The following is a 12,427-nucleotide window of genomic DNA, read 5'->3' as shown; positions in this document are numbered from 1 at the left end:
TCTATTCCTTAATTTAGTTTCAAGCTAGATGGTGACAATAGCGCTAATTAAAAGAATTAAAGCTTCTAGGGAGCCCTGATGCGTAATAACCAACCTGTGACTCAACGCGAATACGTATTGAACGATGAGTCGGTATTGATTTCACGCTCTGATTTGAAAGGGCGGGTAACGTTTGCTAACTCCACCTTTGTTGAAGTCAGTGGTTATACGCGCGACGAGCTGATAGGTGCTCCGCATAATTTGCTTCGCCACCCCGATATGCCTGAAGCCGCCTACGCGGACTTTTGGAAGACCATTAAATCTGGGGCAACCTGGCAGGGTGTCGTCAAAAACCGGCGTAAAAATGGCGATTACTACTGGGTAAATGCCACCGTCGCGCCACTTCGGGATGGCGACCGCATCGTAGGATATACCTCGGTTCGCCGCAAAGTCTCACCGGAGGTCGTAGCCCAGGCTGCGCCTATCTATGCCCAAATGCGCGAAAAAGGGCAGGCACGACGCTATACGCTGGCACAGGGAGTACTGCGCCGTAAGGGGGTGCTGGGTATTTGGTCACGCTTAGCATTCACCAGCTTAAAGGCTAGGCTCATCAGCATGGTGGTTGCTGCTCTCTTGCTACTGGGCTTGGCGGGTGGGTTGGGGGTTTATGGTCTGATCGAGTCGGGTGAGCGTTTGAATACCCTTAACCAGTCAGGATTGGAGTCTATCGCCAATCTACAGCGCATTGAGCGGCGTCTGGGGCAGGTGCTTGAAACGCTTGAACCCGCCGTGCGTAATCCCCGGCGTGTGGATATAGACGTCGTTCGTGCTGATATCGAACAGCATACGTCGCAACTCAATGATCTATGGCGCGACTACCTGACAGACGAGGTCAATAATCAACAGGTACAGGCGTTCGATACAATCTTAAATGAGTGGTTAGTCAGTGTCGATGCGGCGTTAAATGCCATCCAAGCAAGCAACGGTTTCGCCGCTTTTGAAGCTTTAAACGATACTATTCAGCCACACACCGAAGCGCTGCGCGACATGAGCGGCCATCTGGTAGCCAGTGAGCGTACTCAGGCTGAAACGCTGGTGACACAAGCTCAGCAACGCCGCCAGCAGATGCTGATTGCACAGCTTGCCCTGATGGCGATTGGGTTATTAGTGCTGATTGGTTTAAGCACGTTTATTTTACGCAGTGTATTTCGCAGTTTAGCGGGCGCCCGGCACTTAACCTTCCAAATTGCCGCCGGTAATCTAGCTGCAAGCGAAAGCCGTACCACTAACGATGAGCTGGGAGAACTGCTCTACTCGCTGGATACCATGCGCTTTAGTCTGGCGAGCATCGTCAACGATCTGGAAGGTCGGGTATCTGTTGTAACACCGGCGATCAGACAGATCGCCGCAGAAAATGAAGAGCTCTCCTCGCGCACTGAGCAGCAGGCGTCATCGCTTCAGCAAACGGCTGCTAGCATGGAAGAAATCACTTCCACCGTGCAGCAAAATACCGAAAATGCCCGCCAGGCAACAGAGCTTGCACTACAAAATGCTGCGAGCACCCGCGACACCGGAAAGCAGATGGAAGCGCTGGTCGAGCGTATGCAGCGCATTGCGCAAAGCGCAGACAAGATGAACGAAATGATCAGTGTGATTGATGGGATCGCTTTTCAGACCAACATCTTGGCGCTGAACGCTTCTGTTGAGGCCGCACGGGCAGGGGAGCACGGGCGTGGTTTCGCCGTGGTTGCCAGTGAAGTGCGTAACCTGGCAGGGCGAAGTGCCGACGCTGCCCAGGAAATTCGCAAGATGATCGACAGCACCACGCAAGAAGTCAGCGGCGGCCGCAGTGCGGTTGAACAGGCCGAGCGTGCCATTGAAAATGTCATGCAGCAGGTAAGTCAGGTCAGCGTGCTGATGGAATCCATCAGCACGGCGTCCAATGAACAGAGTAGCGGTATTGGGCAGATTAACTCAGCCGTGGCTGAAATGGATCATGTGACACAGCAAAATGCCTCCAAGGTACAGTCCATCGCCGCGTCGGCTGACAATTTAACACTGGAAGCTTATGAGCTTGCCAACGTGGTGGATGCGTTTCGCTTAAAAGGCGTACAAGAAGAGAGCATTGTCACCGCACGTGAAAAGCTTCGGCACACGCATCAAACCGAGCCGAAAACGGCCAAGCCTATAGCGCCAGCTAAAGCGGAGTCGAAGAAGAAACTGATCGTTCAGTCTCAACATGATGAGTGGGAGGCATTTTAACGAGACCTTACCTCTAGACATTGTGCTTTCTCTACATCTGGCCTGATGAGAGCGCTCATGCCACAATCTAGGGCGCTGGATTCACCTGCCCACCGCCGAGTTGGCAGCGGGCCAAAAAAAAGATGTAGAGGACACTATGCCTGAGTATCGCTCCCGTACGACCACCGCTGGCCGTAATATGGCTGGCGCTCGCGCTTTATGGCGCGCCACTGGTATGAAAGACGAGGATTTTCATAAGCCGATTATCGCGGTCGCCAACTCCTTTACCCAGTTTGTCCCCGGTCACGTTCACCTGAAAGATATGGGCCAACTGGTCGCCCGTGAAATTGAAAAAGCCGGTGGTGTAGCCAAGGAATTCAATACTATCGCTGTCGACGACGGCATCGCGATGGGCCATGACGGCATGCTGTACTCATTGCCTAGCCGCGACATTATCGCTGACAGCGTCGAGTACATGTGTAACGCGCACTGTGCGGATGCGCTGGTTTGTATCTCCAACTGCGACAAAATCACCCCCGGAATGCTGATGGCCGCTATGCGCCTGAATATTCCGGTGGTCTTTGTGTCCGGCGGGCCAATGGAAGCAGGCAAAACCAAGCTTTTGGATCACGGTCTGGATTTGGTAGACGCCATGGTCATGGCGGCTGACGACAGCGTGGATGATGAAACGCTGGCCGAAGTCGAGCGTAGCGCTTGCCCCACCTGCGGTAGCTGCTCGGGCATGTTTACCGCCAACTCAATGAACTGCCTGACTGAAGCGCTCGGCCTGGCATTGCCGGGTAACGGCACTGTGCTGGCAACGCACTCTGACCGTCGTCGGCTGTTTGAAAACGCCGGCCATAAGATTGTCGAGCTAGCCAAGCGTTACTATGAAGGCAATGAGGCACACTTGCTGCCCCGCGCAATTGGCTCCAAAGCCGCGTTTAGAAACGCCATGACGCTGGATATCGCCATGGGCGGTTCCACCAATACCATTTTGCACCTGTTGGCCGCCGCGCAAGAAGCGGAAGTCGACTTCACCATGTCGGATATCGATCAGCTATCCCGCGAAGTGCCGCAGCTGTGTAAAGTGGCACCTAACACTCAGAAGTACCACATTGAAGACGTGCACCGGGCGGGTGGCATCATGGCGATTCTGGGCGAGCTTGATCGCGCAGGCGTGCTGGATACCTCGGTACCCACGGTTTACGGCGACAGTCTCAAGGCCGCGCTGGACGAGTGGGACATCATGCGCTCGCCCAGCCCGGAAGTGGTTGAGTTCTTCAAAGCGGGTCCTGGTGGTGTACCCACCCAGACCGCGTTCTCGCAAAGCACACGCTGGCCAAGCCTGGACGGCGACCGGGCGACCGGCTGTATCCGTAACCTGGAGCATGCGTTCTCAACCCAGGGCGGTCTGGCGGTGCTTTATGGCAATATCGCGCTGGATGGCTGTGTGGTCAAAACCGCCGGCGTCGATGACTCGATTCTGCTGTTTGAAGGCACCGCCCACGTAGTGGAGTCCCAAGATCAAGCGGTTGCCAACGTGCTAGATGGCAAGGTAAAAGAAGGCGATGTCGTAGTGATTCGCTACGAAGGCCCTAAAGGTGGCCCCGGCATGCAGGAAATGCTGTATCCGACCTCTTATCTTAAGTCCAAGGGGCTGGGCAAAGCCTGCGCACTGTTGACTGATGGCCGCTTCTCTGGCGGAACATCCGGTTTATCAATTGGTCATGTGTCGCCTGAAGCCGCCGCGGGTGGTGCGATAGGCTTGGTAGAGCAGGGCGATACCATTGTTATCGACATTCCCAACCGCACGATTAACGTCAAGCTTACCGACGCTGAGCTTGCCGCCCGCCGCGAAGCGATGGACGCCAAAGGCAAAGATGCCTGGAAGCCAGTCGAGCAGCGTCCGCGTAAGGTAACGCCTGCGCTCAAGGCCTATGCATTATTGGCTACCTCCGCTGACAAAGGGGCGGTGCGCGACCTTTCCAAACTCGATTAAACTTTCGCAAGGAGCATTATGAAAGCAACAATCAATGTGGGCCTGGTAGGTTATGGGTTCGCGAGTAAAACGTTTCACGTACCGCTCATTCAGGCCACGGAAGGCCTGGATTTAGTGGCCATATCTTCAAGTGACGCCGCCAAGGTGCGGGCTGACCTGCCTGATGTCGAGGTCGAGAGCGAAGCGCGGGCATTATGCCAACGTTATGATATTGACCTTATCGTGATTCCTACGCCCAACGATACTCACTACTCGCTTGCCAAAATGGCACTCACTGCGGGTAAACACGTTGTGGTGGATAAGCCGTTTACCGTGACGCTGTCAGAAGCCAAGCAGCTGAAATCGCTCGCCGTGGTGAAAGAGCGTTTGATCTCGGTGTTTCATAATCGTCGTTGGGACAGCGATTTTTTAACTGTCAAGGCACTGCTTGAAGCTGGCACGCTAGGGCGTGTCACCGGTTTCGAGTCGCGCTTTGACAGATTCAAACCTGAAGTCCGCGACCGCTGGCGCGAGAAAGCCGCGGCAGGTGGCGGACTGTGGTATGACCTGGGGCCACATTTGCTGGATCAGGCATGTGAACTGTTCGGAATGCCCAGCGCCATTTTGCTGGAGCTGGGCACACGCCGCGATGGTGCTCAAGCCGATGACGATTTTCTCGCGCTGCTCGCCTACGATGACCGGCGTGTTCAGTTAAGTGCCAGTGCATTAGTGGCCGAAGCGACACCGCGTTTCAGAATTCATGGCACGCAAGGCAGCTATGTAAAATACGGCCTGGACCCTCAAGAAGATCGCCTGAAAGCAGGAGAAGTACCCACCGTTAATTGGGGAGAAGATGCCCCAGGTGCGTTAACGCTGCGCGAAGGTCAGGATGAAAGCGCATCGCTAACAGGCCATGAGCATCCTACTCAGCCGGGTAACTACCTGGCCTATTACCAGGGAATCGTCGAGGCCATTCAAGGCCGCGCTGCATTGCCGGTCGATATCGAAGCCGCGCTACGCTCGATGACGCTTTTGGAAGCCGGCCAGGATAGCTACCGCCAACGCCGCTGGATAGCACTCAAACCCCACTTTTAACCCCACACCGAATACCGGCGCCCGCTTCACACGGGTGCCGGTATTCGCTCGTCCCTTACAAAACGTATCGCTATCGACGGATCCGAAGATAGCGCAAATTCGTAGCGCGGGGTAAGCGAAGCGCACCCGCGGAAGCAGCGCGAAGCGCGGCCGGGGTTGGGTGATGAAAGCACAACAGTCTGATTTCGGTGGCAATGCCAAGGCGGCGAACCGCCGCCACCCGCGGGTGCCTTATTTACTCGTTCCTCGCAAAACGTTACCCCGCGCTACGATTCTTGCGATTCCGAAAATAGTACAAATTCGTAGCGCGTGGTAAGCGAAGCGCACCCGCGGAAGCAGCGCGAAGCGCTGCCGGGTTGTGTGATGAAAGCACAACAGTCTGATTTCGGTGGCAATGCCCAGGCGGCGAACCGCCGCCACCCGCGGGTGCCTTATTTGCTCGTTCCTCGCAAAACGTTACCACGCGCTACGATTCTTGCGAATCCGAAGATAGCGCAAATTCGTAGCGCGTGGTAAGCGAAGCGCACCCGCGGAAGCAGCGCGAAGCGCGGCCGGGGTTGGGTGATGGGGGCACGAAGGCATAGCATTGATGGCGAGCCCAAGGCGGCGAATCGCCGCCACCCGCAGGTGCCTTATTTGCTCGTTTCTCGCAAAACGTTACCCCGCGCTACGATTCTTGCGAATCCGAAAATAGTACAAATTCGTAGCGCGTATATGGACTCCTCCTCGCTTGCAAGCACAAAAGGTCATGGCGGCTGTGTCGACTGCGAGCGTATATCCGGTCTCGTTAAGGATGCCTAACGTGTGGGCATCGGACCTTAATGGGCTATTCGCACGTCGGGTACCCTCAGCGTAAACGAGCTTTCATGCTCTACGCGCTACACGGTATGGCCCGACGTCGGTTCGACCTGTTCGCCATCTCTCTTGTGATATTGCAATCGGGGTGGTGGGAACACCAGGTTAAAGGTTAACTATCCAGGGTGCTTTCATGTGGCTAAGCTAAGCGGCCGCCGCCAGCGAGGGATCATACGGCACCTGATGCCGCGTGACCGCCCAGGCCATGCGAGCCGTCTTATTAGCCAGTGCCACAATCGCCACATTGCGATGTTTTCGCACGGCAAGACGTTTGATCCACTGACTCAGCCCATCTTCTTGTGTCACTGCATAACGAAGAACCGCGCGGGCGCCATGAACCAGCAGCTTACGTAGATAACTGTTGCCACGTTTACTGATCCCCAGCAAACGTTCTCGCCCGCCTGTACTATGTTGGCGCGGGGTAAGGCCTAACGACGCGGCAAAGTCACGCCCCCGCTGGTAGATAGCGCCGTCGCCCAGTGCACCCGATAAGGCACTGGCAGTAATGGGGCCAATACCACGCAGCGTCATCAAGCGCTTGGCCACCGGGTCGGTGTTGGCATGGTCGCCAATGTCGGCGGTTAACTGCGCCACGCGATCATCCAGGTAACGTAAATCCTCGGCTAACGCCGCCAGTAAACGGCGAAAGCGATCACTGAGTCCGTTGGTGGCATCCTCCAGCCAATGCGGCAGCGCACGCCGTAATTGCTGGATGCCCGTGGGGGCAATAACCCCATATTCACCGACCAGGCCGCGGACCTGGTTGGCTTTTGCCGTACGCTGGCCAATCAATTCTTCGCGGATCCGGTGAGTGGCCTGGCAGTCCTGTTGCTCAACCGATTTTACCGCCACGAAACGCATGGTGGGTCGGCCTAAGGCCTCACAAATCGCTTCGGCATCTGCCCGATCGTTTTTATTGGTTTTGACGTAAGGCTTGACGAACTGGGCCGCCACCAGCTTGACCTGATAGCCACGCGCTTGAAGTTCACGTGCCCAATAATGCGCGGAGGCACAGGCCTCCATGCCGATAATGGCGCCTTGAGGCACACGACGGCAGATCGCCTCAAGCCACTTAGCACGGGAATATTTACCTCGCCACTGAGGCTGTTCATGCCGATCTACGCCATGAACGTGGAAAACAGACTTTGCGATATCCACACCAACTCGACTAATGTTCATAGGGGCTTCTCCTGACTCTCAAGCTGATAGTCATCCAACCACCTACCAGTATGGCGCACTGACGCCGGAGTAGGGTGAGGAGGAGTCCATCCCATTGGGTAAGCGAAGCGCTGCCGCGGAAGCAGCGCGAAGCGCTGCCAGGTGATGAGGTACAAAAGCATAAGCGCGGTGGAATAGCCAAGGCGGCGAATCGCCGCCACCCGCGGGTGCCTTATTTGCTCGTCCCTCGCAAAACGTTACCACGCGCTACGATTCTTGCGAATCCGAAGATAGCGCAAATTCGTAGCGCGTGGTAAGCGAAGCGCACCCGCGGAAGCAGCGCGAAGCGCTGCCGGGGTTGGGTGATGAAAGCACAACAGTCTGATTTTGGTGGCAATGCCAAGGCGGCGAACCGCCGCCACCCGCGGGTGCCTTATCTGCTCGTTCCTCGCAAAACGTTACCACGCGCTACGGTTTTTGCTGGATTCGAAGATCGAGGCCCGCGCTGAAAGGCGGGGCCGACATTACTTCACAACAAATCAGCAGCGTCCTGGCGCTTCTCTTCACGTAATTTATCGCGGGCGATATACAGCGCCGCTATGGCGCGGGCTTCATGAAAATCGTCGCGTAGCAGAAGGGCAGGCAGATCTTCGATGGGGTGGGTTTCGACAATCAGCGGCTCTGGTTCGTCGCCCGGCAGCCGTTTGGGGTACAGGTCAGTGGCGATCAAGACCTGCATACGGTGGCGCATATAGTTAGGGGCCAGTGAAAGCTCCACTAACGGCTCGATACGATGGGCACCAAAGCCGCACTCTTCCATTAGCTCCCGGTTCGCCGCGGTCACAATATCTTCACCCGGGTCTACCAGGCCTTTGGGAAGCGTTAATACGTAATCTTCAAAGCCTGCCGCATACTCGCGAATCAACAGTACATGGTCGGGGTCGGGCATGGCCACAATCATGACGGCGCCACGGTCAGCACCGGTCAAGCGCTCAAACTGGCGCTCCTCGCCGTTTGAAAAACGTAAATCCAACGACTCGATATGAAATAAACGGCTTTTGGCTACGCTCTCACGGGCGAGTATCTGCGGTTTGCGCAGGTAGCCGGAGGGAGAATCAGATGCCGACATACAGGCCTCCATGGCTGCTAAAAAGGGGTTAGGCTACAATAGCACGCTTACTCTTTTAGACTGGAGCGGCAATGATTGATTGGCGCGAAATTGATACCGTCCTGCTGGATATGGATGGCACGCTGCTAGACCTGCACTTTGACAGCCACTTCTGGCTTGAGCATTTGCCGCGTCGCTATAGAGAGCTTCATCAGCTTGATGAAGCGTCTCAAAATGCGCTTCAAAAGCGGATTATAGGCGAGCAGGGCACGCTTAACTGGTACAGCCTGGCGTACTGGAGCCGAGAGCTTAATGTCGATATTGTTGCGCTCAAGCGTGAGGTACAGCATTTAATCGGTTTACGTAGTGATGCACTCGATTTTCTGAAATGGCTAAAGCAGGCTCACCCGCGCGTAATATTGGCAACCAATGCCGATAGAGCCAGCCTATCGCTTAAATTGCCGTTAACGGGGTTGGAAAACTACCTGGACGCCATCATTTCCTCAGAAGACGTAGGGGCAGCCAAGGAGGAGCAGGCGTTTTGGTTTGCGCTCCAAGAGATCGAACCCTTTGACCCTGCTCGCACCCTGTTTATAGACGATAACTCCCGCGTGCTGGAAAGCGCTCGCGAATTTGGTATTCGGCATTTGCTGGGTATTAAGCAGCCGGACAGCCAGCGCCCTGAGAAAGAGCTGCAGGAATTTATCGCCTTGGATCGATTTGCCCAGCTGCTGTCACAAGATCTTCCAGAGCAGCAAGGAGAGCGTTAATGAGCGACACCGTTCGCTTGGATAAGTGGTTATGGGCCGCGCGGTTTTTCAAAACCCGTGCGCTCGCCAAAAAAGCCATTGAAGGTGGCAAGGTGCACTACGACGGTGCACGTGTCAAAACCAGCAAGAATGTCGAGCTGGGAGCGCTGATTCGCGTACCTCAAGGCTGGGATATTTATGAAGTCGAAGTGATCGAGCTTTCTGACCAGCGCCGTGGCGCGCCTGAAGCACGCAAGCTCTATGCAGAGACGACAGACAGTGCCGAGCGCCGTGCCCGCGAGGCCGAAGCACGCAGGCTTACCAATGAAGCCATGCAGCACCCCCTCAAGCGGCCTGATAAAAAGCAGCGTCGCGATATACAGCGCTTTCAGCGTCAGCCAGGCGAGTAGCCGACGTTTCCTGCCTTGGGCTGCCTTCACCGTCCAGGGCAGGTTAGCCCGCCAAGTGCCTTTTTAAGTACCCTTTTATAGCAGGACCTTGTTATGTCTGATCAGATCCAGCGGTTCATGTTTGACCAAACCAATGTGCGTGGCGAAATCGTAACGTTGGCCACTGCCTACCACGAAGTACTCACGCGCCATGCTTACCCAACGGCGGTTAATGAGCTGCTCGGCGAACTGCTGGCCGCCGTCGCGCTGCTTACCGATACCATCAAACTGGACGGTACCTTAAGCATCGAAGTACGTGGCCAGGGCGTGCTGTCGCTGTTAATGGCGGAATCCAATCCCGGCGGCGAGCTACGTGCGATTGCCCGAATCGCCGAAGACAGCCACTTGCCCAGCGAACGGACGAGCTTTCGAGAGCTGGTCGGAGAAGGGCAGATCGTCATCACGCTTGACCCGCGAGAAGGCAACCGCTATCAAGGAATCGTCGCGCTGGATCATGAAACGCTTAGCGGCTGTCTGGAAGCCTACTTTAGTCAATCCGAACAGTTGCCTACCCGGTTATGGCTAGCGGCTGACGGTGAGCGTGCTGGTGGCCTACTGCTACAGCGCCTGCCCGATGACTCGCAGAATCAGGATACGGATGCTTGGGAGCGCAGCGTGGCGCTCGCCGATACCATCAAAACTGAAGAACTTCTAGGATTGGAGCAGCGCGAGGTGCTTTACCGCCTGTACCATGAGGAAACCGTACGCGTATTTGAGCCCAAGGCGCTGCGCTTTGGGTGTACCTGCTCGCGCGAGCGAATGGCTGACGCACTGATAACGTTAGGCGCCGACGAGCTACGCGATATTTTTCGTGAACAGGGTGCGATCGATACCCAATGCCACTTCTGCCACACGAAATATCACTACACTGCGGCCGATATTGAGTCGTTATTGGATAACCCCGACGCGCTGCCACCGGTTATTCACTGATTTTGTAGTCGCTTATGAATGCATAGAGTAAAAAGGTTAGCTCGCAAAGGGCCAGTAGATACAATGCATTCGGCGGACCTGCCAAACGATCGTTTGAAAACTTACTGCGCTGCAACACAAAATATTGTGTCTTTGTAGTAGTTTAACTACAAAATGTTTGATGAAAGCCCCCGTTTCCCGGGGGCTTTCTTTTTGCAATAATGCGCCTGACTTCAGTAGGCCCAGCGAATTTTATATCGCTGGGATGACTTTTTTGGTGGCGTCAGTGACGCCCGGTAACGAGAGAATGGCCGTAAGGCCTAGGAATCGAAATGACCACGACTCAAGCCGCTCCCCGAATCCATGTGAATCTTAGCAGCGCCGAATTGATTGAGCGCGCCGTGGCCCGTGGTGAAGGCCGCTTGTCGGCTGATGGCGCCCTAGCCGTCAATACCGGTGTACGTACCGGTCGTTCGCCGAAAGACCGTTTTATTGTCGATGAGCCGTCCACACGTGACAGTATTGACTGGGGCAGCGTCAACCGCCCGTTCGATGCCGCGAAATTCGATGCTCTTTGGGAGCGGGTTGAAGGCTATCTGGGCGGTCGTGATCATTTCGTTTCTGAGCTGCACGTGGGCAGTGATTCCACCCACTATCTGCCGGTTCGTGCGACGACTGAAACCGCCTGGCAGAATCTTTTCGGCCGCACCATGTTTGTACGCCCGAGCGCTTACAACCCGGCGGGCAAAGACGAGTGGGTTATTCTCAACGCGGCGAATTTTGAGTGTGAGCCGAGCCGTGACGGCACCAACTCTGACGGCTGCGTGATCATTAATTTCGCCGCGAAGAAAGTGCTGATCGCCGGTATGCGTTACGCAGGCGAAATGAAAAAAGCCATGTTCTCAGTGCAGAACTTCCTATTGCCTGCGTCTGATGTATTGCCGATGCACTGCTCGGCCAACGTGGGTGAGGATGGCGAAACCTGCCTGTTCTTCGGCCTTTCGGGTACCGGTAAAACCACGCTTTCCGCTGATCAGGCCCGTTACCTGATCGGTGATGACGAGCACGCCTGGGGCGACGGTATCGTCTTCAACATGGAAGGTGGCTGCTACGCCAAGTGTATCGACCTTTCCGAGAAGAACGAGCCGGTTATCTGGAATGCCATCAAGTTCGGCACCGTGCTTGAAAACGTGGTGCTCAATGACCGCCATGAGCCTGACTACGCCGACGACAGCCTGACCCAGAACTCGCGTGCCGCTTACCCGCTTGAGCATGTAGAAAAGCGCGTTCCGGAAAACCTGGCGGGCGAGCCCAACGCCATCGTCTTTTTGACCTGCGATATGTCAGGCGTACTGCCACCGGTGTCGGTGCTTTCAAAAGAAGCCGCGGCGTACCACTTCCTGTCTGGTTATACCGCCAAAGTGGGCTCTACCGAAATGGGCTCTTCTGAAGGTCTGGCCGCTACGTTCTCTACCTGCTTTGGCGCCCCGTTCTTCCCACGCCCGGCGCGTGAATACGCTGATCTTCTGATCAAGCGTGTTGATAAAAAGGACGCCCAGGTTTACCTGGTGAACACCGGCTGGACGGGTGGCGCTTACGGTGAAGGCGGTTCGCGCTTCTCTATCCCGACCACCCGCGCCATCATCAGCGCAATTCAGTCAGGCGTACTGCGTGATGTGGAAACCAAGCACATTGAAGGCTTGAATCTGGAAGTTCCGGTTGCCGTGCCGGGCGTTGATTCCAGCCTCCTTGACCCGCGCGATACCTGGGAAGACCGTGACGCCTATGATCGTCACCTGAAAGAGCTTGCGACCAAATTCGTGGATAACTTCAAGAAATTTGAAGGCGTAAATGAGGCCATCATCAAGGCTGGCCCGCAGCTGACCTGATGATGAATGGCTAG

11 protein-coding genes are annotated in these 12,427 nt (G+C 55.6%); 9 read left to right on the top strand and 2 right to left on the bottom strand.

The genetic code is table 11. From position 1 onward, the window contains the following. The first annotated feature begins 78 nt into the window (after positions 1-78). The 4 genes from ACT3XD_RS18555 (at position 79) to ACT3XD_RS18540 (ending at position 5,612) form a co-directional block, all read left to right on the top strand. Positions 79-2,241: a methyl-accepting chemotaxis protein gene (locus ACT3XD_RS18555; protein ID WP_192539874.1), complete on the top strand. Its 2,163-nt coding sequence runs from the start codon at positions 79-81 to the stop codon at positions 2,239-2,241. A gap of 136 nt (positions 2,242-2,377) precedes the next feature. Then, a complete protein-coding gene (ilvD, locus tag ACT3XD_RS18550; protein WP_192539873.1) occupies positions 2,378-4,222 on the top strand; it encodes a dihydroxy-acid dehydratase in 1,845 nt (614 codons plus the stop codon). 18 nt (positions 4,223-4,240) lie between these two features. Beyond that, positions 4,241-5,296 (top strand): oxidoreductase, encoded by a 1,056-nt coding sequence (locus ACT3XD_RS18545; RefSeq protein WP_192539872.1) that lies wholly within the window; start codon positions 4,241-4,243, stop codon positions 5,294-5,296. Positions 5,297-5,459: 163 nt separating this feature from the next. Further along, positions 5,460-5,612, top strand: coding sequence for a hypothetical protein (locus tag ACT3XD_RS18540; RefSeq protein WP_192539871.1), 153 nt, complete (start codon positions 5,460-5,462; stop codon positions 5,610-5,612). Positions 5,613-6,295: 683 nt separating this feature from the next. Here the strand turns inward: ACT3XD_RS18540 and ACT3XD_RS18535 are convergent. After that, positions 6,296-7,330 carry an IS110 family transposase gene (locus ACT3XD_RS18535; protein ID WP_192539839.1) on the bottom strand — a complete coding sequence of 345 codons (1,035 nt, stop codon included), beginning with the start codon at positions 7,328-7,330 and terminating at the stop codon, positions 6,296-6,298. Between the two features lie 344 nt (positions 7,331-7,674). Here ACT3XD_RS18535 and ACT3XD_RS18530 point away from each other — a divergent pair, with 344 nt between their 5' ends. After that, a complete protein-coding gene (locus ACT3XD_RS18530) occupies positions 7,675-7,818 on the top strand; it encodes a hypothetical protein (RefSeq protein ID WP_192539840.1) in 144 nt (47 codons plus the stop codon). A gap of 20 nt (positions 7,819-7,838) precedes the next feature. On the opposite strand, the gene nudE is transcribed toward ACT3XD_RS18530, so the two are convergent. Beyond that, a complete protein-coding gene (nudE, locus tag ACT3XD_RS18525) occupies positions 7,839-8,438 on the bottom strand; it encodes an ADP compounds hydrolase NudE (RefSeq protein ID WP_192539841.1) in 600 nt (199 codons plus the stop codon). Between the two features lie 71 nt (positions 8,439-8,509). Between nudE and yrfG the strand changes: the two genes are divergently transcribed. From yrfG to ACT3XD_RS18505, 4 genes are all read left to right on the top strand, one after another. Next, positions 8,510-9,187 (top strand): GMP/IMP nucleotidase, encoded by a 678-nt coding sequence (yrfG, locus tag ACT3XD_RS18520; protein ID WP_192539842.1) that lies wholly within the window; start codon positions 8,510-8,512, stop codon positions 9,185-9,187. Further along, entirely contained in the window at positions 9,187-9,576 is a 390-nt protein-coding gene (hslR, locus tag ACT3XD_RS18515; protein WP_192539843.1) for a ribosome-associated heat shock protein Hsp15, read from the top strand. Before yrfG ends, hslR begins: the two co-directional genes overlap by 1 nt. 93 nt (positions 9,577-9,669) lie before the next feature. After that, complete coding sequence (gene hslO, locus ACT3XD_RS18510) at positions 9,670-10,545, top strand: Hsp33 family molecular chaperone HslO (protein WP_192539844.1); 876 nt, start codon at positions 9,670-9,672, stop codon at positions 10,543-10,545. Positions 10,546-10,856: 311 nt separating this feature from the next. Further along, positions 10,857-12,413 carry a phosphoenolpyruvate carboxykinase gene (locus ACT3XD_RS18505; protein WP_192539845.1) on the top strand — a complete coding sequence of 519 codons (1,557 nt, stop codon included), beginning with the start codon at positions 10,857-10,859 and terminating at the stop codon, positions 12,411-12,413. Positions 12,414-12,427: the final 14 nt, after the last annotated feature.

The sequence above is a fragment of the Halomonas sp. AOP7-B1-5 genome (genome assembly GCF_052353045.1).
Classification (GTDB): Bacteria; Pseudomonadota; Gammaproteobacteria; order Pseudomonadales; family Halomonadaceae; genus Vreelandella; species Vreelandella colorata.
The sequence above is the reverse complement of the archived record's forward strand: the minus strand, read 5'-3'. Positions and strand labels throughout refer to the sequence as shown.

Coding starts and splice junctions, on each gene's coding strand:
- yrfG (WP_192539842.1), top strand. CDS start 8,510: ATGATTGATTGGCGCGAAATTGATACCGTCCTGCTGGATATGGATGGC.
- ACT3XD_RS18555 (WP_192539874.1), top strand. CDS start 79: ATGCGTAATAACCAACCTGTGACTCAACGCGAATACGTATTGAACGAT.
- ACT3XD_RS18545 (WP_192539872.1), top strand. CDS start 4,241: ATGAAAGCAACAATCAATGTGGGCCTGGTAGGTTATGGGTTCGCGAGT.
- ilvD (WP_192539873.1), top strand. CDS start 2,378: ATGCCTGAGTATCGCTCCCGTACGACCACCGCTGGCCGTAATATGGCT.
- ACT3XD_RS18505 (WP_192539845.1), top strand. CDS start 10,857: ATGACCACGACTCAAGCCGCTCCCCGAATCCATGTGAATCTTAGCAGC.
- hslR (WP_192539843.1), top strand. CDS start 9,187: ATGAGCGACACCGTTCGCTTGGATAAGTGGTTATGGGCCGCGCGGTTT.
- ACT3XD_RS18530 (WP_192539840.1), top strand. CDS start 7,675: ATGAAAGCACAACAGTCTGATTTTGGTGGCAATGCCAAGGCGGCGAAC.
- ACT3XD_RS18535 (WP_192539839.1), bottom strand. CDS start 7,330: ATGAACATTAGTCGAGTTGGTGTGGATATCGCAAAGTCTGTTTTCCAC.
- hslO (WP_192539844.1), top strand. CDS start 9,670: ATGTCTGATCAGATCCAGCGGTTCATGTTTGACCAAACCAATGTGCGT.
- ACT3XD_RS18540 (WP_192539871.1), top strand. CDS start 5,460: ATGAAAGCACAACAGTCTGATTTCGGTGGCAATGCCAAGGCGGCGAAC.
- nudE (WP_192539841.1), bottom strand. CDS start 8,438: ATGTCGGCATCTGATTCTCCCTCCGGCTACCTGCGCAAACCGCAGATA.